The 25960-nt window shown below is 31.5% G+C and carries 30 protein-coding genes; 17 read left to right on the top strand and 13 right to left on the bottom strand.

Annotated features, from left to right (window positions below):
• The first annotated feature begins 77 nt into the window (after nt 1–77).
• The 7 genes from thrS (at nt 78) to AAID94_07985 (ending at nt 7278) form a co-directional block, all read left to right on the top strand.
• On the top strand, nt 78–1886 hold the full coding sequence (thrS, locus tag AAID94_08015) for a threonine--tRNA ligase (protein XAK23771.1): 1809 nt from the start codon (nt 78–80) through the stop codon (nt 1884–1886).
• On the top strand, nt 1883–2401 hold the full coding sequence (infC, locus tag AAID94_08010) for a translation initiation factor IF-3 (GenBank protein ID XAK23770.1): 519 nt from the start codon (nt 1883–1885) through the stop codon (nt 2399–2401). The genes thrS and infC overlap by 4 nt, the downstream gene beginning before the upstream one ends.
• 38 nt (nt 2402–2439) lie before the next feature.
• Entirely contained in the window at nt 2440–3534 is a 1095-nt protein-coding gene (locus tag AAID94_08005; GenBank protein ID XAK23769.1) for a DNA adenine methylase, read from the top strand.
• 215 nt (nt 3535–3749) lie between these two features.
• Nucleotides 3750–4778 carry an N-acetyl-gamma-glutamyl-phosphate reductase gene (argC, locus tag AAID94_08000; GenBank protein ID XAK23768.1) on the top strand — a complete coding sequence of 343 codons (1029 nt, stop codon included), beginning with the start codon at nt 3750–3752 and terminating at the stop codon, nt 4776–4778.
• 10 nt (nt 4779–4788) lie between these two features.
• Nucleotides 4789–5235, top strand: coding sequence for an N-acetyltransferase (locus AAID94_07995; GenBank protein XAK23767.1), 447 nt, complete (start codon nt 4789–4791; stop codon nt 5233–5235).
• A gap of 9 nt (nt 5236–5244) precedes the next feature.
• The gene (gene argB, locus AAID94_07990) at nt 5245–6084 is read left to right on the top strand and encodes an acetylglutamate kinase (GenBank protein XAK23766.1); all 840 of its coding nucleotides are present in this window, start codon (nt 5245–5247) and stop codon (nt 6082–6084) included.
• Between the two features lie 3 nt (nt 6085–6087).
• Nucleotides 6088–7278, top strand: a complete 1191-nt coding sequence (locus tag AAID94_07985) for an aspartate aminotransferase family protein (protein ID XAK23765.1) — start codon at nt 6088–6090, stop codon at nt 7276–7278.
• A 19-nt stretch (nt 7279–7297) separates the two neighbouring features.
• Here AAID94_07985 and AAID94_07980 read toward each other — a convergent pair whose 3' ends face one another.
• Nucleotides 7298–7927 (bottom strand): protein-L-isoaspartate(D-aspartate) O-methyltransferase, encoded by a 630-nt coding sequence (locus AAID94_07980; protein ID XAK23764.1) that lies wholly within the window; start codon nt 7925–7927, stop codon nt 7298–7300.
• Nucleotides 7928–8045: 118 nt separating this feature from the next.
• On the opposite strand from AAID94_07980, the gene AAID94_07975 reads away from it, so the two are divergent.
• On the top strand, nt 8046–8585 hold the full coding sequence (locus AAID94_07975) for a gamma carbonic anhydrase family protein (GenBank protein ID XAK23763.1): 540 nt from the start codon (nt 8046–8048) through the stop codon (nt 8583–8585).
• A 112-nt stretch (nt 8586–8697) separates the two neighbouring features.
• Here AAID94_07975 and AAID94_07970 read toward each other — a convergent pair whose 3' ends face one another.
• From AAID94_07970 to AAID94_07940, 7 genes are all read right to left on the bottom strand, one after another.
• Nucleotides 8698–10080, bottom strand: coding sequence for a nicotinate phosphoribosyltransferase (locus AAID94_07970; GenBank protein XAK23762.1), 1383 nt, complete (start codon nt 10078–10080; stop codon nt 8698–8700).
• Nucleotides 10081–10101: 21 nt separating this feature from the next.
• Nucleotides 10102–11124, bottom strand: a complete 1023-nt coding sequence (locus tag AAID94_07965) for a ribonucleotide-diphosphate reductase subunit beta (protein ID XAK23761.1) — start codon at nt 11122–11124, stop codon at nt 10102–10104.
• Nucleotides 11125–11139: 15 nt separating this feature from the next.
• The gene (locus AAID94_07960; protein XAK23760.1) at nt 11140–11550 is read right to left on the bottom strand and encodes an RDD family protein; all 411 of its coding nucleotides are present in this window, start codon (nt 11548–11550) and stop codon (nt 11140–11142) included.
• On the bottom strand, nt 11551–12159 hold the full coding sequence (gene pyrE, locus AAID94_07955; GenBank protein XAK23759.1) for an orotate phosphoribosyltransferase: 609 nt from the start codon (nt 12157–12159) through the stop codon (nt 11551–11553).
• Nucleotides 12160–12161: 2 nt separating this feature from the next.
• Complete coding sequence (gene frr / locus AAID94_07950) at nt 12162–12719, bottom strand: ribosome recycling factor (protein ID XAK23758.1); 558 nt, start codon at nt 12717–12719, stop codon at nt 12162–12164.
• A gap of 16 nt (nt 12720–12735) precedes the next feature.
• On the bottom strand, nt 12736–13092 hold the full coding sequence (secG, locus tag AAID94_07945) for a preprotein translocase subunit SecG (protein XAK23757.1): 357 nt from the start codon (nt 13090–13092) through the stop codon (nt 12736–12738).
• Nucleotides 13093–13197: 105 nt separating this feature from the next.
• Complete coding sequence (locus AAID94_07940) at nt 13198–13893, bottom strand: Bax inhibitor-1/YccA family protein (protein ID XAK23756.1); 696 nt, start codon at nt 13891–13893, stop codon at nt 13198–13200.
• A gap of 159 nt (nt 13894–14052) precedes the next feature.
• On the opposite strand from AAID94_07940, the gene AAID94_07935 reads away from it, so the two are divergent.
• Together AAID94_07935 and AAID94_07930 are read left to right on the top strand one after the other, a co-directional pair.
• Nucleotides 14053–14688 (top strand): carbonic anhydrase, encoded by a 636-nt coding sequence (locus AAID94_07935; GenBank protein XAK23755.1) that lies wholly within the window; start codon nt 14053–14055, stop codon nt 14686–14688.
• Entirely contained in the window at nt 14685–16565 is a 1881-nt protein-coding gene (locus AAID94_07930; GenBank protein XAK23754.1) for a mechanosensitive ion channel family protein, read from the top strand. Before AAID94_07935 ends, AAID94_07930 begins: the two co-directional genes overlap by 4 nt.
• 38 nt (nt 16566–16603) lie before the next feature.
• Here AAID94_07930 and AAID94_07925 read toward each other — a convergent pair whose 3' ends face one another.
• From AAID94_07925 to AAID94_07915, 3 genes are all read right to left on the bottom strand, one after another.
• Nucleotides 16604–17575 carry an iron-sulfur cluster assembly scaffold protein NifU gene (locus AAID94_07925; protein ID XAK23753.1) on the bottom strand — a complete coding sequence of 324 codons (972 nt, stop codon included), beginning with the start codon at nt 17573–17575 and terminating at the stop codon, nt 16604–16606.
• A 12-nt stretch (nt 17576–17587) separates the two neighbouring features.
• Nucleotides 17588–18769, bottom strand: coding sequence for a NifS family cysteine desulfurase (locus AAID94_07920; GenBank protein ID XAK23752.1), 1182 nt, complete (start codon nt 18767–18769; stop codon nt 17588–17590).
• A 172-nt stretch (nt 18770–18941) separates the two neighbouring features.
• The gene (locus AAID94_07915; GenBank protein XAK23751.1) at nt 18942–20108 is read right to left on the bottom strand and encodes a hypothetical protein; all 1167 of its coding nucleotides are present in this window, start codon (nt 20106–20108) and stop codon (nt 18942–18944) included.
• 154 nt (nt 20109–20262) lie between these two features.
• Between AAID94_07915 and rpmI the strand changes: the two genes are divergently transcribed.
• From rpmI to cheQ, 4 genes are all read left to right on the top strand, one after another.
• Nucleotides 20263–20454 (top strand): 50S ribosomal protein L35, encoded by a 192-nt coding sequence (rpmI, locus tag AAID94_07910; protein ID XAK23750.1) that lies wholly within the window; start codon nt 20263–20265, stop codon nt 20452–20454.
• A gap of 95 nt (nt 20455–20549) precedes the next feature.
• Complete coding sequence (gene rplT, locus AAID94_07905; GenBank protein XAK23749.1) at nt 20550–20903, top strand: 50S ribosomal protein L20; 354 nt, start codon at nt 20550–20552, stop codon at nt 20901–20903.
• Between the two features lie 285 nt (nt 20904–21188).
• Nucleotides 21189–22052 (top strand): HDOD domain-containing protein, encoded by an 864-nt coding sequence (locus tag AAID94_07900; protein XAK23748.1) that lies wholly within the window; start codon nt 21189–21191, stop codon nt 22050–22052.
• Between the two features lie 21 nt (nt 22053–22073).
• Nucleotides 22074–22550: a cheVAW transcriptional regulator CheQ gene (cheQ, locus tag AAID94_07895; GenBank protein ID XAK23747.1), complete on the top strand. Its 477-nt coding sequence runs from the start codon at nt 22074–22076 to the stop codon at nt 22548–22550.
• On the opposite strand, the gene AAID94_07890 is transcribed toward cheQ, so the two are convergent.
• Nucleotides 22519–23829, bottom strand: coding sequence for an MFS transporter (locus tag AAID94_07890; protein ID XAK23746.1), 1311 nt, complete (start codon nt 23827–23829; stop codon nt 22519–22521). The genes cheQ and AAID94_07890 overlap by 32 nt on opposite strands.
• A gap of 2 nt (nt 23830–23831) precedes the next feature.
• Nucleotides 23832–23984 carry a highly acidic protein gene (locus tag AAID94_07885; protein ID XAK23745.1) on the bottom strand — a complete coding sequence of 51 codons (153 nt, stop codon included), beginning with the start codon at nt 23982–23984 and terminating at the stop codon, nt 23832–23834.
• Between the two features lie 93 nt (nt 23985–24077).
• On the opposite strand from AAID94_07885, the gene moaC reads away from it, so the two are divergent.
• From moaC to AAID94_07870, 3 genes are read left to right on the top strand one after another with little or no spacing between them, the layout of a single operon-like run.
• Nucleotides 24078–24551 carry a cyclic pyranopterin monophosphate synthase MoaC gene (gene moaC, locus AAID94_07880; GenBank protein ID XAK23744.1) on the top strand — a complete coding sequence of 158 codons (474 nt, stop codon included), beginning with the start codon at nt 24078–24080 and terminating at the stop codon, nt 24549–24551.
• Nucleotides 24529–24792: a DUF493 domain-containing protein gene (locus AAID94_07875; GenBank protein ID XAK23743.1), complete on the top strand. Its 264-nt coding sequence runs from the start codon at nt 24529–24531 to the stop codon at nt 24790–24792. Before moaC ends, AAID94_07875 begins: the two co-directional genes overlap by 23 nt.
• Nucleotides 24793–24809: 17 nt before the next feature.
• Complete coding sequence (locus AAID94_07870) at nt 24810–25946, top strand: hypothetical protein (protein ID XAK23742.1); 1137 nt, start codon at nt 24810–24812, stop codon at nt 25944–25946.
• Nucleotides 25947–25960: the final 14 nt, after the last annotated feature.

Below are 25960 nucleotides of genomic sequence, written 5' to 3'. Positions count from 1 at the left end.
AAATTAAGTCTTAGAAAGCTAAAATTAGAACTTTACAAACACTCACAGGGTCAGTGAGCAAAAAAGGTTAAAAATTTATGGAAAAAGAAATTATTGCATACTTAGATGATGAAAAAATAGTCGATTCTCAAAGTAAGAATTCTAGCGATTTAAAAGAAATTTATTTTGATAATTCTAAACAAAGTTTAGAGGTGATACGCCATTCTTGCGCACACTTAATGGCACAAGCAATCAAAAGTTTATATCCTGAAGCAAAATTTTTTGTAGGTCCTGTGATAGAGGATGGTTTTTATTATGATTTTCGTGTGAATTCTAAAATCGGTGAAGAGGATTTAGTAAAAATTGAAAAAAAGATGAAAGAATTCGCCGAGGCCAAACAAGAAATCGAAAAATACGAAATCACAAAAAGTGAAGCGATCGCTAAATTTAAAGATGATGATTTAAAACAAGAAGTTTTACTCCGCATTCCTGATGGAAAAGTAAGTATTTATAAACAAGGAGAATTTGAAGATCTTTGTCGCGGTCCTCATGTACCTAATACCAAATTTTTACGCAATTTTGCACTTACACGTGTCGCAGGAGCTTATCTTGGTGGTGATGAAAAAAGAGAAATGCTTACGCGTATTTATGGTACTGCTTTTGCGGATAAAGAGAGTTTAAAAGAGCATTTAAGGATTATAGAAGAGGCCAAAAAACGCGATCATAGAAAATTAGGAACCGAGCTTAAACTTTTTACTTTTGATGATGAGATAGGAGGCGGGCTTCCTATTTGGTTAAGCAATGGTGCAAGACTTAGATCAAAACTAGAGCAAATGCTTTATAAAATTCATCGTTTGCGTGGTTATGAGCCTGTGCGTGGGCCTGAGCTTTTAAAAGCAGATGCGTGGAAGATTAGCGGACATTACGCAAATTATAAAGAAAATATGTATTTTACGCAAATTGATGAGCAAGAATACGGTATAAAACCGATGAATTGTGTAGGACACATTAAAATCTATCAAAGCGATGTAAGAAGTTATCGTGATTTGCCTTTGAAATTTTTTGAATACGGCGTAGTGCATAGACATGAAAAAAGCGGTGTTTTACATGGACTTTTTAGAGTAAGAGAATTCACTCAAGATGATGCACATATCTTTTGTATGCCAAGCCAAATCAAAGAGCAAGTGCTTGAAATTTTAGCTTTTGTTGATAATTTGATGAAATTATTTGACTTTAGTTATGAGATGGAAATTTCAACCAAACCTGCTAAAGCTATAGGCGATGATGAAATTTGGGATACAGCTACTAAAGCCTTAAAAGAAGCTTTAGATGAGCAAGGTTTAAAATACGGCATTGATGAAGGCGGTGGTGCTTTTTATGGACCAAAAATTGATATTAAAATCACTGATGCCTTAAAAAGAAAATGGCAGTGTGGTACCATACAAGTAGATTTTAATCTTCCTGAACGCTTTAAGCTAGAATACACAGATAGTAACAATGAGAAAAAGCAACCTGTAATGCTTCATCGTGCGATTTTGGGTTCTTTTGAAAGATTTATAGGAATTTTAACCGAGCATTGTGCAGGGGAATTCCCATTTTTCATCGCACCAACTGCAGTAGGTATAGTGCCGATTTCTGATTCTCATGCTGCTTATGCGAAGGAAATTCAAAGAATCTTGCTAGAATTAAATATCGATAGCGAAGTATATGAGAAAAATGAGAGTTTAAGTAAGAAAATTCGTACTGCTGAAAAACAAAAATTGCCTATGATTTTAGTTTTAGGCGATGAAGAGGTGGCAAAGCGAAGCGTTGCTTTAAGAGATAGAAGAGCTAAGGAGCAAAAAAATCTTAGCTTGGAAGAATTTATCAACTTAGTTAAGGAGAAAATGAGTGAGGTACATTTTTGAGTAAAGAAAAAGAAGTATTGCTCAACGAAGAAATTAGAGCGGACGAAATCAGATGTATAGGTGATGATGGCAAGGCATATGGCATTATCAGCAGTGATGAAGCTTTGGAGATTGCAAATCGTTTAGGACTTGATCTTGTAATGATAGCTGCAGATGCAAAGCCACCTGTTTGTAAGATTATGGATTATGGAAAATTCCGTTATCAGCAAGAGAAAAAACAAAAAGAAGCGAAGAAAAAACAAAAAGTGATCGATATAAAAGAGATCAAGCTTTCTGTGAAAATCGCTCAAAATGATATAAATTACAAAGTAAAACATGCTTTAGAATTTTTAGAACAAGGTAAGCATGTGAGATTTCGTGTGTTCTTAAAAGGGCGTGAAATGGCGACTCCTGAAGCAGGCGTAGCTCTGCTTGAAAAAATTTGGGCCATGATAGAAAATGATGCTAATCGTGATAAAGAGCCAAATTTTGAAGGACGCTATGTTAATATGCTTGTAACTCCAAAAAAAGCTTAATCTGTTTTTGCAGATAGGCTTTTAAAGGTGTAAAAAGTTTGAAAGAAAATCCCTCTTTTTTAAAAGAACAAATCATTACTTATTTGGGCAACAAAAGAGCGCTTTTAGGATTTTTAAATAAGGGCTTTAAAGTAGCCAAAAAAGAACTCAATCAAGATAAATTTAGCTTTTGTGATGTCTTTAGTGGTTCAGGCGTTGTAAGCCGTTTTGCAAAAGCACATTCTCATTTTATTATCGCTAATGATTTAGAAAATTATTCCAAACTCATCAATAAATGTTATCTTTCTAATAAAGATAAAAATTTAACCGAACTTTTAAAACATTATCATAAAATTTTAACTCAAAATTTAGAATTTCAAGCAGGCTTTATAAGTGAACTCTATGCTCCAAAAAATGAATCTTGTATCCAAAAGGACGAACGCGTTTTTTATACTCTTAAAAATGCTTTATATCTTGATACTTTAAGACAAAAAATTGAAAAGGAAATTCCTGAAGAGCTAAAGCATTTTTTCATAGCACCTTTAATCTATGAAGCAAGCGTGCATTCAAATACGAGTGGAGTTTTTAAGGGTTTTTATAAGGGTAGAGATGGAGTGGGTAAATTTGGCGGAGAGGCGCAAAATGCCTTAAAGCGTATCAAAGGTGATATCGAGCTTAAAATGCCTATTTTTTCAAATTTTTCTTGTGAATTTGAAGTGGTGCAAAAGGATGCTAACTTACTTGCAAAAGAGCTTGAAAATATCGATGTGGCTTATCTTGACCCTCCTTATAATCAACATCCTTATAGCTCAAATTATTTTATGCTTAATTTGATTGCAAATTATCAAAGACCTGATGAAATTTCAAAGATTTCTGGCATACCAAGAGATTGGAACCGAAGTGTTTTCAATAAAGAAAAGCAAGCAGAGGACGCTTTGTTTGAGCTTATTAGTGATTTAAGAGCTAAAATCATTTTACTTTCTTATAATTGCGAGGGCTTTGTAAAAAAAGAAAAATTTCTAAAGCGTTTACAAAGCTTGGGTAAATGTCAAATTCTAGAGCAAAAATACCCGACTTTTAGAGCCTCTCGCAATCTTAAAAATCGTTCCATTCATATACACGAACAATTATACATACTCAAAAAAAATATTTAATTTATAAATCCATTAAAAGATTAAAATCCAAAGCATTTATATAATGGTAATTTTTAAGCATTCATTGCCTTTATATAAAAATCAAAACTTTGCGATAATTTTTGAGATATATGAGTATTTTTGTAAGAGTCTATCAAATTTTATAAACCCATAAGTGTTATTTTAAGCATTTTTTGTTTATAATTAAGCCATTTGAAATTCAGTAAGGACTAAGAATGAGATTAAAAGTAGGAATTTTAGGAGCAAGTGGATACGCAGGCAATGAGCTTGTTCGTATCTTACTGAATCATCCTAAAGTAGAAATTTCCTATATAGGTTCTAGTTCAAGTGTGGGGCAAAGCTATATGAAGCTTTATCCCAACACTCCTTTAAATTTAATTTTTGAGGATAAAAATTTAGATGAACTTGAACTTGATGTCTTATTTACTGCCACTCCGCATGAATTCAGCGCTAAGCTTTTTAGTGAAGCTTTGCTAAAAAAGATGAAAATCATAGATTTAAGTGCTGATTTTCGTCTTAAAAATCCTAAAGATTATGAGCTTTGGTATAAATTTACTCATCCTAATCAAGAGCTTTTAAAAAATGCAGTTTATGGACTTTGTGAGCTTTATCAAGAAGAGATAAAAAATGCAAATTTAATCGCAAACCCTGGTTGCTACACTACTTGCTCTATACTCAGTCTTTATCCGCTTTTTAAAGAAAAAATGATTGATTTAAATTCGGTGATTATCGATGCAAAAAGTGGAGTCAGCGGTGCAGGAAGAAGTGCAAAAGTAGAAAATCTTTTTTGTGAGGTAAATGAAAATATCAAAGCTTATGGGTTAGCTTCACACCGCCATACCCCTGAAATCGAAGAGCATTTAAGCTATGCAGCAGGAGAGAAAATCACTTTACAATTCACTCCTCATCTAGTACCTATGCAAAGGGGAATTTTAACTACTGCTTATGCAAATTTAAAACATTCTGTAAGTGAAAAAGAAATTCGTGAAATTTATCAAAAATATTATCAAGACAGGAAATTCATAAGGCTTTTACCGCCGCAGTCGTTTCCGCAGACTCGGTGGGTTAAATCAAGCAATTTTGCGGATATAAATTTCAGCATCGATGAACGCACAAATCGTGTTATTGTTTTAGGTGCTATTGATAATTTAATCAAAGGTGCAGCAGGACAAGCTGTTCAAAATATGAATTTAATGTTTGATTTTGATGAAGATGAAGGACTTAAATTCTTTGCAAATTTGTAAAGGATAAAAATTGCAAGTTAGAGCAATGCAAAAAAGTGATTATGAAGGAGTTTACAAGCTTTGGTGTGATATCAAAGGCTTTGGAATTCGATCGATTGATGATAGTAAAGAAAATATAGAAAGATTTTTAGATAGAAATCCAAATCTTAGTGCAGTAGCTGTGGTTGATCAAGAAATTGTTGGAAGTATACTTTGTGGACACGATGGACGCACAGGAGGCTTTTATCATGTGTGTGTGCATAAAGATCACAGAAAAAAGGGTATAGCCCATGAAATGACAAAATTTTGTCTTGAGGCGTTAAAATCTGAGAAGATTAATAAAATTGCACTGATAGCCTTTAAGAGCAATGATTTGGGCAATGAATTTTGGAAGCATTATGGTTTTACCTTAAGAGAAGATGCGAATTATTATGATTTATCGCTCAATTCTCACAATCAAACCAGTTTTAATGTTTGAGGTTAAATCATGCAAAAATATTTAGAAAAAGCAAATGTCTTAATCGAAGCTTTGCCTTATATACGCAAATTCAGCTCAAAAATTATACTTATAAAATACGGCGGTTCAGCTATGGAAAATGAGGAGCTTAAACATTGTGTGATGCAAGATATAGCTCTTTTAAAGCTTGTAGGCTTAAAGCCTATTATCGTTCATGGCGGGGGTAAAGATATCTCTAAAATGTGCGAAAAATTAGGCGTAAAAAGTGAGTTTAATAACGGACTTAGGGTGAGTGACCAAGCCACAACAGAAGTAGCAAGTATGGTACTAAATTATATCAATAAAAATTTAGTCCACAGCTTGCAAAATTTAGGCGTTAAAGCTATAGGGCTTTGTGGCAAGGATGGGGGGCTTTTAGAATGCGTGCAAAAGGATAAGAATTTAGGCTTTGTAGGTGAGATACAAAAGGTAAATTCAAGTATTTTGCAAGATCTCTTAGAAAAAGATTTTTTGCCTATAATAGCCCCTATTGGAATGGATGAAAATTTCAATACTTACAATATCAATGCCGATGATGCAGCTTGTGCTATTGCCAAAGCTTTAAAGGCTGAAAAACTTGCTTTCTTAACCGATACTGCGGGGCTTTATGAGAATTTTGAAGATAAAAATTCTTTAATTTCTAAAATTTCTATAACTCAAGCAAAAGCCTTGGTTGATAAAATTCAAGGTGGTATGCATGTAAAATTAAAATCTTGTATAGATGCTTGTGAAAGTGGAGTTAAGAAAGTGCATATTTTAGATGGACGCGTGAAGCATTCTTTGTTGCTTGAATTTTTTACCGATGAGGGTATTGGGACTTTAGTGGGTTAAAGGATGAAAATGAATTATAAAGAGCAAAGTCATATTATCCCTACTTATAAGCGTTTTGATATTGTTTTAGAAAGTGGAGAAGGGGTTTATCTTTTAGACGATAAGGGTAAAAAATATCTTGATTTTTCAAGTGGTATAGGTGTGTGTGCTTTAGGATATAACCATGCTGAATTTAATGCTAAGATTAAAGCTCAAGTTGATAAACTTTTACATACTAGCAATTTATATTATAATGAAAACATAGCCCAAGCAGCCAAGCATTTAGCTAAAGCGAGTGGCTTAGAGCGTGTGTTTTTTACAAATTCAGGGGCAGAAAGCATAGAAGGAGTGATGAAAGTTGCTAGAAAATATGCTTTTAATAAAGGTATCAAGGGTGGAAATTTCATAGCCTTTAAACATTCTTTTCATGGAAGAACACTAGGAGCTTTATCTTTAACCGCTAATGAAAAATACCAAAAACCATTCAAGCCTTTAATTTCGGGTGTTAAATTTGCAAAATACAATGATTTTTCAAGTGTAGAACGCTTAGTCAATGAAAAAACTTGTGCTATTATCTTAGAAAGTGTGCAAGGAGAAGGCGGTGTCAATCCTGCTCAAAAAGATTTTTACAAGGCTTTAAGAAAGCTTTGCGATGAAAAAGATATATTGTTAATCGCTGATGAAATTCAATGCGGCATGGGGCGAAGTGGTAAATTTTTTGCTTACGAGCATTCAGGAATTTTACCTGATGTAATGACTTCTGCTAAAGCTTTGGGATGTGGGCTTAGTGTCGGAGCTTTTGTAGTGAGCGAAAAAGTAGCACAAAAATCCCTAGAAGCGGGTGATCATGGAAGCACTTACGGAGGAAATCCTTTAGTTTGTGCAGGTGTTAATGCGGTTTTTGAAATTTTTAAGAAAGAAAAAATTTTAGAAAATGTTTCTAAACTTACGCCTTATTTAGAGCAAAGCTTGGAAAATCTTATCAAAGAATTTAGTTTTTGTAAAAAAAGAAAAGGCTTGGGTTTTATGCAAGGGCTTAGTCTTGATAAAAGTGTAAAAGTAGCTGAGGTGATTAAAAAATGTCAAGAAAATTCTCTTTTGCTTATCAGTTGTGGGGAGAATGATTTGAGATTTTTACCTCCTTTAATCATAGAAAAAAGCCATATAGATGAAATGAGTGAGAAGCTAAGAAAGGTTTTTAAAAGTTTTGAATAAATTTTTTATTGATAAAAATTTATTCTTTTCCATCTACTATGGGTACAAAAAGACATTCTTCTAGAATTTCTTTTTGTAAATGAGTACCATTTTTGGTTATGCGTGTGATAAATTGTTTACCATTGTGCAAAATAGGGGCTACAAGTATGCCCCCATCGCTTAGCTGATCGAGTAAAATTTCAGGAATTTGCGTTGTATATGCAGAAAATAAAATTCTATCATAAGGTGCATAATTTTTCCATCCATTTTGCCCATCTTCAAATTTAACATTAATATTAAAAAGCTCTAGTTCTCTAAAGCTTTGTGCTGCTTTTTTGGCTAAATTTTCTATGCGTTCTATGGTAAAAACACGCCTTATAACCTTACTTAAAATCGCTGCTTGATAACCACTTCCACAGCCTATTTCTAAGACACTATCTGCATCTTTAAAATTTAAAGCCATAGTCATTTTAGCTACGGTTAAAGGAGAACTGATCCATTGAGAATTAGCCAAAGGCAAAGCATCAAGGCGATAAGCATGAGCTTTAAGCGGAGAAAAAATTTCGCGTGGAATCTGACAAAAAGCATTAAAAAGTTCTTCATTGATAAATACTTTTTGTGCGATTTCTTCGGCCATACTTTGACATCGTTTTTGCTCAAATGCGTTCATTTTTTCTCCTCATAAATGGCAAATTGTAACGAATAAAGTTTCAAAATTTGATTAAAAACTAAAAATTTTGTTTTTCTTATTGATATTTTGGTTATACTAAAAATAAAAAAGGATAAAAATGCTTATTCGATTTAAAGATAAAATTCCAAATTTGGGTCAAAATGTATTCGTTGCAGAGGGTGCTAAGATTATAGGGGAAGTGGAGATCGGTGATGAAAGCAGTGTATGGTTTAATTGTGTTTTAAGAGGCGATGTTAATTTTATTAAAATTGGCAAAAGAACAAATATACAAGATTTAACCACTATTCATGTGTGGCATAGAGAGTTTAATGAAGATGGAAGTTTAAAAGATGCAGGTTTTCCTACTTGCATAGGAGATGATGTTACCATAGGGCATAATTGCGTAATCCATGCTTGCAAGATCGGCTCTCGTGTGCTTGTGGGGATGAATGCAGTGATTATGGATGATGCAGCTATAGGGGATGATAGTATAGTGGGTGCAGGAAGTGTGGTAACCAAAGGTAAGAAATTTCCACCCAAATCACTCATACTTGGAAATCCTGCAAAACTTGTACGCGAACTAAGTGATGAAGAAGTGGCATTTTTAAAACAATCTGCTTTAAATTATGTTGAATTTAAAAATGATTTTTTGAATTGATTTAAAATTTGAAAATGCGATAATGTTTTTATAAGAAGCTCAAATTTATCTATTTTACTTGAATTAAATAGGTAAATTTGGGTATTTGAGCTATATTAGCAAATTTTTTGCATTATTTATTTGTAAAATTTTGTCTTAGTTTGGTTAAGTCTTTTGAGAGTTTGATTTTGTATTTTTCTTTGTTGTTAAAATCAAGAAATTTCTCATTCAGCTTTGAAATTTGACTTTTTGTATATAGAGCGATTTCTTCTACATTTTTTTGTTTATTAAGAATTTTACCTTCTTTAAACACACATTTTAAAAGTTCTTTTCTTTCTAAATTTTCATCGAGTTGAGGTAATTTTTCGTTATAGATATAAAGTTCATCAAAAAGCATTTTTTGAGTGTTTTTATCATAAATTCTAAAAAGCTTTTTAAAATGTGGAAGAGTTGTTTTTTGCTTGTCTTCGCTGATTTTGATTTTAGGCGTGATGAGTTTATTTTCTTCTATGGCAACGAGTTTATAAACACAGCCAAAAATAGGATCGCTTGAAGCAGTGATGAGTTTTTCACCCACTCCAAAAGCATCGATAGGTGCATTATTTTTAAGTAGTTTGTCTATACTTTTTTCATTTAAAGAATTTGAAACGATGATTTTGCATTCTTTTAAATCATTTTTATCTAAAATGGCACGAATTTCTTTGCTGAGTATTTCTAAATTTCCAGAATCAATACGCACACCGCATTGTTTGATTTTAAATTTTTTAAATGCTTTGATCGCGTTTTCTAACCCTTGTTTATAATTATAAGTATCGATGAGTAAGATAGGATTTTGAGGATAAAGTTCTAAATAACGACAAAAAGCACTCAATTCATCATCAAACATTTGTACCCAAGAATGCGCCATAGTCCCACTTGTCATAATGCCATAATTTTTTCCAGCAAGTGTGCAAGAACTAGCCTTGCAACCTCCTATTATAGCTGCTCTTGCTCCTTTGAGTGCTGCTTCACTTCCATGGGCTCTTCGTGTACCAAATTCAAGCACGCTAAGATTTTTAGCCGCTCTTATGATACGATTGGCTTTTGTAGCAATTAGGCTTTGATGATTGATACTTAAAAGTAAAAAGCTTTCAAGAATTTGTGCTTCAATAGCATTGGCTTTGATAATCATCAAAGGTTCGTTAGGAAAGATGATCTCGCCTTCTTGCATGGCATAAATTTCGCCCTTAAATTTAAAATTTTTCAAATATCTTAAAAATTCTTCTTTAAAGATCCCTTGAGAGCGTAAATAAGCTATATCATCTTCATCAAAATGCAAACAAGATACAAATTCTAAAATATCCTCAAGTCCTGCAAATATAGCAAAAGAACCATTATCAGGAATTTTTCTAAAAAATATATCAAAATAAGCTATTTTGTTTTCAAAACCATTTAGAAAATAACCCTGCATCATGGTTAATTCATAAAAATCGCAAAGCAGGGTGTTGTTTGGTTTTGTGTAAAAATCTTTTTTCATCAAAGTCAATTTCCAAGAAAGTTAAAAATCATCAAAACTTATACTACCTTTAGAATAGTTTGTAACCTTACTTTCAAAGAAGTTGCTTTTTTGATCATTAAATTTAGAAAAATCATCTACCCATTTGATAGGGTGTTTTGCATTATAAATTTTATCAAGATTGATAGCCACAAGTCTTTGATCTACAAGATAGTGGATGTATTCTTCTATAATATCGTCTGTAAAACCCATGATTTGATTTTGAGTGATATATTTTCCCCATTTGATTTCTAAATCACCCGCTTTTTTAAACATATCGTAAATTTTATTGATATTGTTTTCGTTAAATAAATCAGGTCTTTCTTTGCGAACTGAATTAATCATATTTTGAAAGAGTAAAAGATGAGTGATTTCATCTCTTTGAATGAAACGAATCATTTGAGCAGAACCAAGCATTTTACCTGCTCTTGCAAGCGCGTAAATCGCAGTAAATCCACTATAAAAATATACTCCTTCTAAAATTTGATTTGCTACCATTGCTAAAAGAAGTTTATTATCATCCACATCGCCAGCTAATTCTTCATAGATGCTTGAAATAAAATCATTTTTTTCACGCAAGGTTTCATCGTGTTTTTCCATTTCATAGATTAAATCCGTATTATCACAAATGGCTTCAACCATTACCGCATAAGATTTTGAATGATTAGCTTCTTCATAAGCTTGGCGTGCTAAAACCGCATTGATTTCAGGAGCAGTGATGTAAGGATTGATATTATCAGCTAGATTGTTGGTTTGAAAGCTATCCATAGAAATGAGCTGAGACCAAACAAGATCATACATTCTTTTTTCGCCTGCAGTTAAATTACAGCGATAATCTAATGCATCTTTAGTTGTATCTACTTCTTTTGGAAACCAAGTGTTTGCTTCCATTAAATCCCATAATTTTAAAGCCCAAGTGTATTTTGCTTTTGTAAAATTTAAAATTCCATGAGGATTTCCGCTAAAAACTTTACGATCTGTCAATGTTTCATTTGAACTTGGATTATAAATTCTTTTTCTTTGCATTTTTTTACCTTTCTTTCATATCTTCGTGACTATGCAAGTTTGGGTTAGAATATCATGTAAATTTAGTTTATCTTTTCTTAAAAAGCTTATAAATAAACCAAAAATCAACCCAAAACTTATAATAAATATAATATATCTTAATAAAATTCTAAAAAAAGTTATTTTCTTGCCCGTTTTTAGATCGATTAGATAAAGATCATAAGCCTTAAGCCCTGGACTTTGAGCTTTTGAGGCTAAAAATAAAGCTTGAATAAAACCAAATAAGAAAGTACATAGGGCTGTGATATAGGAGTTGTTTAAAAAAGCTTCCTTGGAGCCCAATAAAAAATAAAATAAATATAAGATAGGTACATAAATTAAAAATATATCTATAAGCAAAGCTCTAAATCTTAACCATCTAGAGGCTATTTTTGCCTTAGTTTTCATTTAATTTCCGCGACTTCCTGGCTTAATAGCTTTACTTCCTTCTTTGCAAAGCGGACAATCATTTTCATCATAAATTTGAAAATCAAAATTTCCTAAAGTAAAAAGAGGCAAATTATCAGGCAGTTTCGCACTTGGTTTTCTAGGATTTTTTAAATTTTCAACCGCACAAAAACCACGATTTGCTAACGCTGCAAAACCTAGAACTTTCCCTCCTAGGCTTTCTATGATTTTAGCACTTTCTAAAGCACTTCCGCCCGTTGTGATAATATCTTCACAAATGATAAATCTTTCACCTTTTTTAACTTCAAAACCGCGTCTTAGGGTCATTTCTCCATTAACTCTTTCGGTAAAAATAAAGCGCTTATCACAAGCTCTAGCAAGTTCATACCCTGCTAAAATTCCTCCCAAAGCAGGAGAGCAAATGCTGTCAAATTCTATATTAAATTCAGCTATAATTTTAGCAAGCTCATCACAAAGTCTTGCTGCTAATTTTGGATTTTCTAAGACTTTAGCACTTTGAAGATAAAATTCAGAATGTTTACCCGAACTTAGTAAAAAATGTCCTTGTAGATAAGCCCCACAATCTTTATAAATTTGCTCTAAATCCATTTTTAAACCTTTAAAAGTTCGCTTTCTTTATTTTTTACACTTTCATCGATTTTTGCAGTATAGGTGTCTGTTAGTTTTTGCACTTCATCATAGGCTTTTTTAGCTTCATCTTCTGAAATAGCTTTATCTTTTTCAAGTTTTTTTACGGCATCGTTTGCATCTTTGCGAATATTTCTTACTGAAACTTTTGCCTTTTCACCCATAGCTTTAGCTTGTTTTACATTTTCTTCTCTTTGCTCTCTTGTCATTGGAGGGAAAAATAATTTTACACTTTCGCCATCATTATTTGGATTTACTCCTATGTTTGCTGCTGCAATAGCGCTTTCTATAGTTTTTAACATAGGTTTTTCCCATGGGGTAATGCTTATTGTTGAGGCATCACTTGCTAAAACGGTTGCAACTTGATTTAAAGGAGTTAAAGAGCCATAGTAATCTACTTGAATATGATCTAAGATATGTGTATTGACCTTGCCTGTGCGTAGGGTAGTAAAGTCTTTTTTTAAAGCTTCTAAGCTTTTTTCGCTTTGAGTTTTTTGTTTATTTAAAATTTCATTAATCATATTTTTTCCTTATAAATTACTTACTTGTATTTACTTCATTAGGTATTTGTGGAGCGCTTGGAATAGCTGGCACATTTATAGCATTTGGAGCAGCAGGAATACTCGTATTTGTTTCGATTTTAATTTTTTCAGCTAAAGAATCTTTACTTGTGCTATTGTATAAATATCCCAAACCAATAGTATTAGCAATCAGTAAAATTCCCATTATAAAAGTAAATTTTGCTAAAAATCCTGCGGGTCCTTTTGCTCCAAATAAGCTTTCATTACTTCCACTATAAGCTCCAAGTCCTATGCTTGAACTTTTTTGAAGTAGAACAGCTATACAAATAATAACAACGATGACAAACTGCAAAATAATTAAAAGAGTAATCATAAATTTTCCTAAATTTTAAAAATTTTTTGAGTTAGATATTGTAACTAAATAAAACTTGAAAAGATTTGAAATTTTTGAGAATTTTGCGGGGACTTCCCGCAAAAATTATCTGCTATTGAAACTTCTTAGGATATTAAGTAAAGATACAAAAAGGTTTACAAAGTCAAGATAAAGTGCTACAGCACCTTCAATTGGAGTTTCATAGTTTCCGCGAATAATATTTTGTGTATCATAAAGAATATAGAATGAAAATAAAATCGCTGCTACGGCTGAAATAGTTAAATTTAGCAAACTGCTTTGGAAAAAGATATTAAGCAAGGAAGCTGCTACAACCACGATTAAAACTATAAATAAAGCTTTACCCATTAGCGTGAAATCTTTTTTGGTATTCATAGCAAAAATACTAAGTGCCGCAAAAGCTACTGTTGTTAAAGCAAAAGCTTGAGCAATGATTACTCCGCCTGCTGGTAGAGCAAGAACAGAAATAAGTAAGGGTGTTAGGGTTAAGCCCGAACAAAAAGTGAAGCCAAAAAGCAAAATTAAATTCAGTGGAGCTTCGCGTTTTTTAAATTGCAAAGCAATTAAAAGTCCTATTTCGACAGCAAAAAGTATCCAAAAGGTTACTTGTGATTGTATAAAAAATGCCGCTAAAGCATAAATTCCTACATATGCACCAACAGTTGCTGCTAAAAGAGAAGCTGCAAAAAGTTGATAGGTTTGTTTAATAAAAATACCAAGTTCACTTGAACGAGTGTTTTCAAATTCTCTTGATCGTGAATAGTCTCTATCGTAAAGACTCATATTCATCCTCCTTAAAAGATTTTTGATTTTAACTTAAATCTTGAGCGAACTCTAGCATAAAAAATTTAATAAAGAGTTAATTTGTGAATGTTTGCTTGCAGGTGAAATTCTTTGCTGAAAATTTGTTATAATTTTAAGATTTTTCAATTAGGTTGATATATGGATAATCTTATTAGCGGTGCGATTAAATTTATGCAAGAGGATTTTAAAGAACATGAAGAACTTTTTGAAAGTCTTAAAAATAAGCAAAATCCTCATACTCTTTTTATAGGTTGTTCTGATTCTAGAGTGATTCCTAATTTAATCACTAATACAGGCCCAGGTGAACTTTTTGTGATACGAAATATCGCAAATATTGTTCCGCCTTATCGTGTGGGTCAGGATTATTTAGCAACTACTTCAGCAATAGAATATGCTTTAAATTCTTTACGCATTAAGAATATCGTTGTGTGTGGACATAGTAATTGTGGTGGTTGTAATGCGCTATACTATTCTGATGAAGAATTAGATAAAATTCCTAATGTAAAAAAATGGCTTACTATGCTTGATCCTATAAAAAGAGATGTTACGATCTTTGCAAGAGATGATATAGCTATGCGTTCTTGGCTTACTGAAAAACTTAACTTAGTGAATTCTTTGCAAAATATTTTTACTTATCCAGGGGTTCAAGAAGCTTTAGATGAAGGAAGATTAGAAGTGCATGCTTGGTATTATATCATTGAAACAGGTGAAATATATGAGTATGATTTTAAGGCTAAAATTTTTAAATTAATTCAAAATAGGAAAACACAATGAAAAAAATAATCATTTTATTTCTTTTAGGCATTTCATGTCTTTGGGGTGATGAATTTCGCCTTATAGATACCAATGCAAGTGCGCAAGATAAGAGTGTTTATAGTCTGGTGCAAAAATATATCGATTTAAATCGTCAAATTAAAGAATTTAAAAAAAATAATGATGAAAATTCAAGTTCTTATGATGGAATTTTAAGCGAATTTGAAAAAGATAAAAAGTCTATTCTTTCTAAAATGCCCGATATGATAGTAAAGCAACAAATCAATGAAAAAGCAGTAGAAAGCTTTTTAAAAACAAGGCAAAATTTATTAGATTTGCAAAAGAAGAGTATAAACAAACCTTATGTTTATGTAGATACAACCTTAAATATTATATACTTAGATGTTGTTAAAAGTTTTTATTCATCTTTATTTGAGCTTGAAAAACTTTTTAAAAATGCAGCAAATAGTGAAAGTATAATCTCTACGGTCGATAAGGCAATGGAAAATTTGCAAAATTCAACCAATATAGATCTTAGTATTTATAAAGCTAAAATCAATAATCCATCTGAATTAGAGAAAATTTCCAATAAAGAAGAAGTGATTTTTAATGCTGTGGATGCTTATGTAGAAATTTTAAAATATTTGCGCGCAAATGCAGATTTGCTAGAAAGTAATTATATTTTTTCTTTACTTGAACTTCAAGTATGGATAGATCGTATCAATGAAATAGCCAATATTGATTTTATAAATACAGGTAAGATAGTTATTTCGCTTTTAGTTTTAGCTTTTTTTATGTCTTTAAGGCGCTTTTTTTCAAATATAGTTTATTTTATCCTCGTTCGTTTAGTTTATCGCAATAAAAGCGATGCAGATGATATTAAAGTTATTTTTATAGACAATATTAAAAAACCGGTAGGTTTCTTGCTTGTTTGTTATGCTATTTCACTTTGTCTTACGATAATAACCTATCCTACTCCTTTAAGTATTAATTTAAGTAATCTTTTTCATATAATTTATGCTGTTTTAATCGCTTGGCTGATTTTAAGGATACTTGATGGATATGGCGTGGTTTTAGTTTCAAAACTTGCACAAAAAAGTGGTAAAAAAGAAGTCGTAAATTTAGTCATTAAAATTTTATATTTTGTTATCTTTGTGATCGCGCTTCTTTATATTTTAGCACAACTTGGTTTTAATATCTCAGCTATTATCGCATCTTTAGGGATAGGTGGTTTGGCGGTGGCTTTGGCTGCAAAAGATATTATTGCAAACTTTTTTGCTTCTATACTTTTATTGTTTGATAATAGCTTTAATCAAGGGGATTGGGTTGAAGTTTCTGGAGTAGAAGGCACAGTGGTTGAAACAGGACTTAGAAAGACAACTATTCGAACTTTTGATAATTGTCTTGTATTTTTGCCTAATTCTACTATCATGGGGGCAAATATAAAAAACTGGAGCAAAAGACGCATGGGGCGCCATGTTAAAATATATCTTGGTGTTGGTTATGATGCTACTCCTGAAAAATTAGAAAATTGTGTAAAGGATTTAAAAGAGCTTTTATATACGAGTCCTTTGGTGGCACATGAAGATGATGGAGCATTAAAGTATGGTGATCATACAACAAAATATCGTCAAAATTTGGTTTCTATCAATGATCTTGAGGGCTATAAAAATGCTTGTTATGTTGCTTTGAGTGAATTTGCAGATAGTAGTATTAATATAGAATTGTATTTTTATACAAAGGCTATAGATGCGAAAGAATTTAGAGAAGCTAGACAAGAGTTAATGCTTGAATTTATGCGTATCATTGAAAAAAATGGTTTAACTTTTGCTTTCCCAAGCCGCAGTATTTATATAGAAAATTTACCCCCACTTGATTTAAAGCCTAAGGTAGTATAAAAGATGAATAGTAAGAAATACTCTTACTATTCTAAATATCAAACTGGCATAACGCGAATATTTGGGCTCAGTTCTTCTTGTAAGATAGTTTCGATAGCATAAAGAGTTGCACCGCTTCCGCTTGAGCATCCGCTGCAAGCTCCAAGATAGCGAATATATACATCAATTGCGGCACCTTCGGCCTTTTGTATATCAATTACTTCCAAATCTCCACCATCATTATGGAGCATAGGACGAATTTCTGCATCTAAAACAGCTTCTACTGCTTTTAATTGACCTACTAAAGTCATTTCATCAAATGCTACATCACTTTTCACAGCATTTTTAAGTTTCTCTCTATCCATTTCAGCTCTTGTTTCAGCCAAAATATCAACCAGATAGTATTCTCTTTTTTCATGTCCTCCTGGTTTTACACAGGATTTACAAAAAGCACCTGCTTTGGTGTATTGAGTGATTTCTTCTACAGTGTGTAAATCATTGAGTTTGATCACTTCTTTGATAGTTCCAAGACTTACTCTAGCACACTCACAAACTATGATTTGATCTTCAAAATCTTCAGGATTGATTCCTTTATAATGCGCTGCTGCTTGTTTAATCACATCGTAAGCCATAACCGAACAATGCATTTTTTGAGGCGGAACAGCTGGAGTTTCTGGATTATCTCGCATTGCAAATTCTACATCTAAGTTAGTAATTTTAACTGCTTCATCCACAGTTTTTCCTATACAAAGATCTACCATTGTATCACTACTTGCTATGGCAGTTCCACAGCCAAAGCTTTTAAATTTAGCATCAATAATAGTATCTGTTTTTTCATCCACAAGCCAAAAAAGTCTTACTGCATCGCCACAGCTTTCTGCACCAAAATCAGCTACGATAAGTTTGGCATTTCTATTTTTGGCATCTTCTTCTGTAAATTCCCCCATATGTTGTGGATTATTCATTCTATCTTGGACTTTTTGTGAGTATTCATCCCAGATAGATCCACCAATTAAACTATTTTTTCCCATTTTTTTATCCTTTTATTTATAATTATTTGGATTATAAGCATAAGTACAAGAAATTGCTCTTAAGCGTTCTGTGGCAGCTTTGATTTGTTTTGCTGCATAATCAATTTCATCTTCTGTATTAAAGCGTGATAAAGAAAGTCTTAAAGCTGTATGCGCTAAGTCATTTTCAGCTCCGATTGCTTCCATGATAGGATTGCTTTCTAATGCTTCGCTAGCACAGGCTGATCCGGTGCTTGCTGCAATACCATTTTTATTTAAGTCCCAAAGCATAGCTTCGCCTTCAACACCCTTAATACTTGCTAAAATTGTATTAGGAACGCGATGCTCTCTTTTTCCTACAACACTAGTATCTGGAAGAGCTAAAATACTATCTTCAAGTTTATCTCTTAAACGGCGAATATGTGAGTCTTCAAATTCAAGCATAGTGTTCGCAATACGCAAAGCTTCTGCCATAGCAACTATATAAGGCACATTTAATGTACCACTTCTTCTACCTCCCATATGCTCTCCGCCATGCAAAAGAGGAGTGAGCTTAAGACCTTTTTTGATAAAAAGTCCGCCTACACCTTTTGGTCCATGGAATTTATGAGCTGAAAATGAAGCAAAATCAACTCCTACTTGGTTTAAATTCACTTTGATTTTCCCTACTGCTTGAGTAGCATCTGTATGAAAAAGCGCTCCAAATTCATGAGTAATTTCTGCCATTTTTTGAATATCAAAAATCATTCCTGTTTCATTATTAGCCCACATTACGCTAACAAGTGCAGTTTTATCACTGATCACATTTTGTAAATCTTGAGGAGTAGAAACTCCTTCTTCATTTACTGGAAGTTCTATAAGCTTTACACCTAAACTTTTTAAAAATTGAGCTGCGGCAGCTACTGCTGGATGTTCTACGCTAGAGATAATCACTTCATTGCGTTCTTTATCTAAAATATGATCAAAATATATACCCTTAAGCACCCAGTTGATACTCTCAGTAGCACAGGATGTTATAACTATATCATCTAGATCATTTGCGCCAAGTCCCGCATAAAGTTTATCCATGGCTTCTCTTAAAGCAGGGTGAGTTGCACTACCCCATTGATGAAGACTGTTTGGATTTCCATACATGTCTTTTAAAAATGGCAACATTAATTCGTATGCATTTGGATCAAGCATCGTTGTTGCATTATTGTCTAAATATACTTTCACTTTAATTTCCTTAATTTTAATTCGGATATTTTTTATCTCTTTATGAAAACGGATAATAACAGAAAAATATAAATTCTAGTTTAAAAATTATAGCAAAAATATGAATATTAAAGTAAAAAAATACAAAGAATTATGAGTTAAAATTTGTATTTTTAAATATTTATAAACTTACTTAAAGCAATACTGATAAATAAGAATTTAATATCTTATTTAAATTGGCTTGTTTTTGACGACGATTTAAAAAATTTTCTATAGAATTAGAACGCATATTGTTAGCATTATCTAGTTTTTCTAAATCTTTATTTTGGCTTTGGTATTCTTCTTTAAGAGAGTTAAATTCGCTATGATTTTGATCAATATAAATTTGGAAGATAGAGCTTGAATTTGCAAACTCCCTTAAATCCATATCTTTTTGATAATTAACATATTGTTGAAAAAAAACTGAAAGTTTATCTTGAGAAGCGGTTTTTTTATCTACTCCATTCACATAAAGATATAGATCAAAACTCATTTTTTGTTCATTTTGTTGCTTAATATAGTCTTTTATATCCATTTCTCCTCTAAGGATTTTTTGAAAATTAGTGTGAGCATTGAGCTCTAAACTCGCAGGTTTCATAAAAAAATTAAGCTCGTTATCATTTTGTGTTTTGATATCATGATAAATAAAATTCATCAAAAGTCCTGATTTTGAAACCTCGGCATTTTTGGTTAGGTAAGGTTTTAAAATTTCATTAGATGAGGTATTATTTAACGCTCTATCAAAATGGAAATTAGTGATTTTATTATCCAGCATTAAAGTATTTAGGTTTAGGGTTTTGCTTAGTGTGGAGTTTAATTCTTCTTGATTATTGTAAATTCTTGAAATTTTGCCTAAAAATTCTCCATTTTCAGTAGAAAATCCAGTAGCAAATTTTGAAATCATATCGCGACTTAAATTAGCATTATCATTTTCACTAAATTCTAAATTGATAGACTTTAGTGAGCTATGATAGCTATTTAAAAGATAGGGTAGGTCTATTTTGTTGTAATTTAAATTTGCATCTTGTCTTGTTAATTCTTTGGCTATACTTCTAACGCTTTTGATATTGATATTATAAGATTCGGGTATATTAGCGATTTTATTTAAGTCTTTTTCAAAAAAACCTTTCTCATCTATCCTAAAGCCAAATTCGCTTGCATAAGAAGTGGTGTTAAAAATATAATTTAAATTTTCTAAATTGTTTTCATTTTCTTCTAAATTTGAATCTTTCTTATCTTTGATTAAATTCAAAGCTTGGCTATTTTGCAAAGGATTAGATAAGGCCAAATTTTGATAAGGGTTTGCCGAATTTATAGTCATTTTAAAATCTTTCAAAAATATTGCTAGTTTTTTATAAGCAAAAGGTGTGCCAAGTTTTTTTAAATATAAAATTCAGTCAAAAATTAGCAAAAATTTGCTAGCATTTAGCTTTTCTTTTTGAAAAAATTTAAAAATTTATCCGAAAGGAAAGCGTATGCCAAAGATGAAAAGCGTAAAAAGCGCAGTTAAACGCTTTAAAGTAGGTAAAAATAAAATCAAAAGAGGTTCTGCTTTTAGAAGCCATATTTTGACTAAGAAACCTGCAAAAAGAATGCGTGATCTTCGCACAGCTAAATATGTGCACAGCACAAATGTAAAAGCTGTAGAAAAAATGTTAGGAATTTAAGTTTTTGACATAAGTCATTCAAACTCCCCTTGATTTGTTTTAAGAATTTAAGGGCAAGCTCCAAAATGGACGCCACTTTATGAAAGGAAATAAAAATGGCAAGAGTAAAAACAGGTGTTGTAAGACGCCGCCGACATAAAAAAGTTCTAAAATTAGCACGCGGTTTTTATAGTGGACGCCGCAAACATTTTAGAAAAGCAAAAGAACAATTAGAAAGAAGTCTTGTTTATGCGTATCGCGATAGACGCCGCAAGAAAAGAGATTTTCGCCGTCTTTGGATTGTGCGTATCAATGCTGCTTGCAGATTAAATGATTTAAGTTATTCTAAATTTATTAATGGACTTAAAAAAGCAGGTATTGAGCTTGATAGAAAAATTCTAGCTGATTTGGCAATGAATGATGCTGCTGCTTTTGCAAAAATCGCAGAAGCTGCAAAAAAAGCACTTTAATTTAATGAGTTAAGATTTAAATCTTAACTCATATTTCGACATTCGCTACATTAAACTTTCAAAATACAACCCTAGTAAAAATTAATTTTGTTTAAGATTTATTAATAAAATCACAAAAATTATATAATAACAAAATTAAAATATTACTTGTAAAGAATAGAGTTTTGTAACATATAAGGCTATTTTAGAAACTTTCTTGCATATATATTAAAAATCATCGTATAAGTAAATTAAAATTTAGTTATAATAACAGATTAATAAAAAACTATAGCCCAAGGAAAATATATGGCAACTGATATGAATGAAATTTTACTCCGAAGTGTTGAAGTTTTACCTCCTTTGCCTGATACCATAAATAAACTAAGAAAATATATCAACGAATCGGGTTCTAATGTAAAAATTGATGAAATTGCTAATATTATTTCAAGTGATCCTTTAATGACTGCTAAGCTTTTACGCTTGGCTAATTCTCCCTTTTATGGTTTTTCAAGAGAAATCACCTCTTTACCTCAAGTTGTCTCTCTTTTGGGCATAGGCAATATCGTTAATACCATCATGGCAGATTCAATTAGGGATAGTTTTAAAATCGATGTATCGCCTTATGGATTAGACACAGCAGATTTTGTAAGCAAATGCAGTGAGGAAACTTCTTTTATTATGGATTGGTTGGGTAATGAGGATAAAAAGCTATCGCATTTGCTAGTGCCTTGTTCTATGCTTTTAAGACTTGGTATTGTAGTTTTTTCTAATTTTCTTATTCAAAATAAAAAAGATGGCGAGTTCTTAGCTAGATTGGAAAAAAATAATTTTAGTGATTTATCTATAGTGGAGAATGAATTTTTAGGTGTTGATCATATTTCATTCTTAGGATTTTTACTTTATCGTTGGAAATTTGATGATATGCTAGTTGAAACTATTTGTTTTGCTCGATCTCCACACGCAGCTAGAAATGAAGTTAAAAAATCAGCTTACGCTCTTTCGGTTGTCGATCATCTTTTTACACCTCATAATAATTTTTCTTCTTTTAATATCAAGGCTTCTATTGCTTTGATTAATGAAGCCCGAAGTCAAGGGATTGATTTTAATCTTGATAATTTTATCTCAAAACTTCCAAAAGAGGCTAAAGAAAACTTGATAAAAGAAGGCTAAAAAATTTGTTTTATTAAATAAATGAAAAGTATTATTTTACCACCTAATGAATTTTTAGACCATTATGTTTTAAACGCGGAATTTCATCGTTTAGCTGGAATTTCAAAAAATGCTTATAAATTTTGGAAAAAAGTAGAAATCGGTAGATATCAAGGGACTCGTATTATTTTTTTACACAAGAATTCTATCCTAGAAAAACATCGAGAAGTTTTAAAACAATGCAGCGATTTAAGTGGTTTTGTATTAGCAAGTGCCTTTTGTTCTTTTACGGGACTAGCCCCATCGCATCTTGTGAAAAAAAATAATTCTTCAATTTATAAACTTTTAGATTTAAAAGAAATTCATGGTATTAAATTTGTCAATCTTAAAAAATTTTATGATTTTTTGGGGCTAAATTATTATCAGCATATTTACATAGAAAAATGTCATTTTTTTAGCCCCACGCCTTTTGAAAAGCGTATAAAAATCACTGAGAGTATGTGCGTTGGGTATTATTAAGATATCTAAAAATAAAAGCTGATAATAAAGCTAATAAAACGATTAAAAACATATAATAACCCAAAGAAAAACGCCACGCATTATCTAAATTTGCAAATGCAAATTTATGCAATAAAAGTGCAAGTTGAGGGGTTATGCCTCCTGCAATGGCATAGGCAATGTTATAAGAAAAAGAAAGTCCTGAAAATTTAATCTTTGCTTCAAAAACTTCATTCATTATCAAAGGGCAAAAATTCATTACTCCGCCAAAAAAGCAAGCCATTAAGTAAAAAATACTGACTAGGATTATATTAGCATTTGTATTGTAAAGAAAGTGAAAATAAAATGCACAAGCTAAGCCAAAAAACAAGGAAAAAATAATACCAGATTTAAAAATACCTATTTTATCGGCTAAAATTCCACTTATAATACAACCTAAAGAAATAAAGAAAATTCCACCCATTTGTAAATAAGTTTGGAAATTGGTATCAAATTGTAAAATTTCTGCCATATATTTTGGGATAAATAAAATCATTACAATAATACAACCTGTCAAAACCCAAGTGATCAACATTGAGATAACAACACCCGCTTTTGCTCTTTTAAATACTTCTTTAAGCGGAAATTTTTCCAAAACATTTTCTTTTCTCATTTGTTCAAAAACAGGAGTTTCACTTAAAAATTTTCTAAGATATATTGAAATAAGTCCAAAAATTCCACCTAGAAAGAAAGGAACTCTCCAAGCCCACTCATATAGTTCTTCTTGAGTGTAAATTTTGTGCATTAGTAAAAATACTATACTTCCAAGTAAAATTCCACCCACTACAGAAGCTGTTAAAAAGCCTATATAAGTTCTTCTTTGTCCTTTTGGAGAATGTTCATATACAAAAATCCAAGCACCGGGCAATTCTCCTCCTATGGAAATACCTTGAGCTATTCTTATAAGCATTAAAAGTGCTACACAAAGATAACCAATACTTTCATAAGAAGGGATAAAGGCTAGTGCAAAAGTTGGTATTACCATAAGTAAAATACTTAGCATAAACATTTTTTTGCGCCCAAATTTATCACCAAAATGTGCCATCACTATACCGCCTAGTGGTCTTACCACATAAGCTGCCGCAAATATACCATAGGTATTGAAAAGTTGCCAAAAAGGGCTTAAATTTTCAGGAAAGAAGTTTTTTGAAATATAACTTGAAAAAAATGCAAAGATAATAAAATCATAAAATTCTAAGGTTCCGCCCAAAGATGAAAGTCCTAGTGTTTTTATATCTTTTTTACTAAGAGTTTTTCTCATTTTTAATCCATTTCATAAAAATCATCATCATTTGCTTCATCATCAAAGTCATAATCATCATCATCATAATTGTAGGATTTGTGATGGTTGTGAGCATACTCATCTTCTTCGCCTTCATAATCATCAAATTCTAAATCTTCATCATCATAAGCCATTATTTACTCCTTGATAAATAAAATAAAATCTAATTTTAGCTTAAATTTGATTGCTTTTGCTATAATTTTTTATATTTTTTAAAAAGGTTGATGATGGAATTGACTCATTTGGATGAAAACAACCGCCCTAAAATGGTAGACGTAAGTCAAAAAGATGTGAGTAAAAGAGTGGCCACAGCAAGCGGTATGATCAGCATGAGCGAAGAAGCTTTTAAGGCTATAAAAAACAATACCGCAAAAAAAGGCCCCGTGCTTCAAACTGCTGTTATAGCAGCTATCATGGGAGCTAAAAAAACCAGTGAAATTATCCCTATGTGTCATCCCTTGATGATTTCTAAGATTGAGACAGATATAGTTGAATTTCCTAAAGACTATACCTTTAAACTTATAGTAACGGTAAAATGCGAGGGTAAAACAGGGGTAGAAATGGAAGCCTTAAGCGGTGTTAGCATAGGACTTTTAACTATCTATGATATGATTAAAGCCATTGATAAAACGATGAAAATAAGTGAAATTGTACTTGAAAGTAAAGAAGGGGGTAAAAGTGGTAAATTTGTGCGATCTTAAACAAGAGCCTATTGTTAATTATCCTACTTTTTGGGATTATAAGGTGATTTTTGAAGCACATGTTCATGCAGGAGCTTTGTTTGAAGAGCTTTTAGGACAAAGAGATTTTAAATACAAACATTCTAATGCAAGTTCTAGTGGAAAATATCAAAGTTTTTTGCTGAGTGTTTATGTAGATAGCAAAAAGGATCGTTTGGATATTTTCGAAAAATTAAAAGCTAAAGCTAAATTTGTGCTTTAAGAAAGAAGGGGATTATAATGAAAAATACTTTGATTATATTTGAAAATTCTTTATCCAATCTCAAAAAAGATGAGGTGAAAGATTTACTTGAGGATTTAAGTTTTAATCTTGCATATAAACAAATTTCGCAAGATCCACACAATACTAAAAAGATCTTAAATTTGCTTTTGGTTGAGTTTTTAACTATTTTAAAAAAACTTGATTTATTTGATGATGAAAATGTTGCAAAAGTTATCAAAGCTTTAGTAAAAGCTAGTATAGGAGATGCTCAAAATGTCCTTTATGAATATATCAGCGAGGCAGAGTTGCTAAACAAACAAATCGAAAATCAAAAGAATTTAATCAAAAATCAAATCAGTGATAATTTTCTTGAATTTGAAAATATCTTACAAGAATGTTCTTTTTGTAATGAATTTAGCAGTGGATTAAATGATGCGATTTTATTTGATATAGAAATGCTTGGAATTTTAAAAGAAACTGCTGAAAGTGCTTTTTTAACCACTCTTGAAAAAGCTGAAGATATAGAGCTTACTAGTAGTGAAATTGCTAAAAGTCTTGTTTATAACGCTATTTGTGAGGCTCATTTTGAAAAAGAGCGTATTTTAAAAATTTCAAGTATTATTTTAAACACAGCTTTTGAGATAGCAAATGAATCTATGGCTTATGCTAAAGATCTTTGTCTTGGCGTGATTAAAGGGACTAGAGATGGAATTTCTTTGGCTATGGAAAAATTTAAAACTTCACTTACTTATGCAAAATTTGAAGAAGATGTAAGTCTTAAAAGTAAAGAATTGATAGGCATAGAAGATGATTTTATCGCGCTTTTAAAAAGAGAAATTAAAGAACAAAAAAATCCATCAAAAGATATAGTTGAAAATTTATTAGAGCATGAGCTTGATAATCTTTTTGCCAAATTTAAACGCCTTGCCGTTGAGAGTAGAGAGCAATTACTTTTGGTTTTAAATGATATCAAGAAAAACCCAAAAATCAATGATTTTAATAGACTGACTCAAAGAAAATTACACCGCTTTAAACAAGAAATTCTTGAGCTTGAAAAAGTAGCAGGAGAAAAATACAAAGAATTAAATTCAAAAAAAGCTAAAAAACTAGGTGTAAGACTTTGGGAAAGGGCAAAAAAACTCATTAAAAAATAATATCCCATTTTTGT

Source organism: Campylobacter coli (assembly GCA_039516895.1).
GTDB lineage: Bacteria > Campylobacterota > Campylobacteria > Campylobacterales > Campylobacteraceae > Campylobacter_D > Campylobacter_D coli_B.
This window is presented reverse-complemented; position numbering and strand designations above follow the sequence as displayed.

Coding starts and splice junctions, on each gene's coding strand:
- thrS (XAK23771.1), top strand. CDS start 78: ATGGAAAAAGAAATTATTGCATACTTAGATGATGAAAAAATAGTCGAT.
- argC (XAK23768.1), top strand. CDS start 3,750: ATGAGATTAAAAGTAGGAATTTTAGGAGCAAGTGGATACGCAGGCAAT.
- argB (XAK23766.1), top strand. CDS start 5,245: ATGCAAAAATATTTAGAAAAAGCAAATGTCTTAATCGAAGCTTTGCCT.
- AAID94_07985 (XAK23765.1), top strand. CDS start 6,088: ATGAAAATGAATTATAAAGAGCAAAGTCATATTATCCCTACTTATAAG.
- AAID94_07980 (XAK23764.1), bottom strand. CDS start 7,927: ATGAACGCATTTGAGCAAAAACGATGTCAAAGTATGGCCGAAGAAATC.
- AAID94_07975 (XAK23763.1), top strand. CDS start 8,046: ATGCTTATTCGATTTAAAGATAAAATTCCAAATTTGGGTCAAAATGTA.
- AAID94_07970 (XAK23762.1), bottom strand. CDS start 10,080: ATGAAAAAAGATTTTTACACAAAACCAAACAACACCCTGCTTTGCGAT.
- AAID94_07965 (XAK23761.1), bottom strand. CDS start 11,124: ATGCAAAGAAAAAGAATTTATAATCCAAGTTCAAATGAAACATTGACA.
- AAID94_07960 (XAK23760.1), bottom strand. CDS start 11,550: ATGAAAACTAAGGCAAAAATAGCCTCTAGATGGTTAAGATTTAGAGCT.
- pyrE (XAK23759.1), bottom strand. CDS start 12,159: ATGGATTTAGAGCAAATTTATAAAGATTGTGGGGCTTATCTACAAGGA.
- frr (XAK23758.1), bottom strand. CDS start 12,719: ATGATTAATGAAATTTTAAATAAACAAAAAACTCAAAGCGAAAAAAGC.
- secG (XAK23757.1), bottom strand. CDS start 13,092: ATGATTACTCTTTTAATTATTTTGCAGTTTGTCATCGTTGTTATTATT.
- AAID94_07940 (XAK23756.1), bottom strand. CDS start 13,893: ATGAGTCTTTACGATAGAGACTATTCACGATCAAGAGAATTTGAAAAC.
- AAID94_07935 (XAK23755.1), top strand. CDS start 14,053: ATGGATAATCTTATTAGCGGTGCGATTAAATTTATGCAAGAGGATTTT.
- AAID94_07930 (XAK23754.1), top strand. CDS start 14,685: ATGAAAAAAATAATCATTTTATTTCTTTTAGGCATTTCATGTCTTTGG.
- AAID94_07925 (XAK23753.1), bottom strand. CDS start 17,575: ATGGGAAAAAATAGTTTAATTGGTGGATCTATCTGGGATGAATACTCA.
- AAID94_07915 (XAK23751.1), bottom strand. CDS start 20,108: ATGACTATAAATTCGGCAAACCCTTATCAAAATTTGGCCTTATCTAAT.
- rpmI (XAK23750.1), top strand. CDS start 20,263: ATGCCAAAGATGAAAAGCGTAAAAAGCGCAGTTAAACGCTTTAAAGTA.
- rplT (XAK23749.1), top strand. CDS start 20,550: ATGGCAAGAGTAAAAACAGGTGTTGTAAGACGCCGCCGACATAAAAAA.
- AAID94_07900 (XAK23748.1), top strand. CDS start 21,189: ATGGCAACTGATATGAATGAAATTTTACTCCGAAGTGTTGAAGTTTTA.
- cheQ (XAK23747.1), top strand. CDS start 22,074: ATGAAAAGTATTATTTTACCACCTAATGAATTTTTAGACCATTATGTT.
- AAID94_07890 (XAK23746.1), bottom strand. CDS start 23,829: ATGAGAAAAACTCTTAGTAAAAAAGATATAAAAACACTAGGACTTTCA.
- AAID94_07885 (XAK23745.1), bottom strand. CDS start 23,984: ATGGCTTATGATGATGAAGATTTAGAATTTGATGATTATGAAGGCGAA.
- moaC (XAK23744.1), top strand. CDS start 24,078: ATGGAATTGACTCATTTGGATGAAAACAACCGCCCTAAAATGGTAGAC.
- AAID94_07870 (XAK23742.1), top strand. CDS start 24,810: ATGAAAAATACTTTGATTATATTTGAAAATTCTTTATCCAATCTCAAA.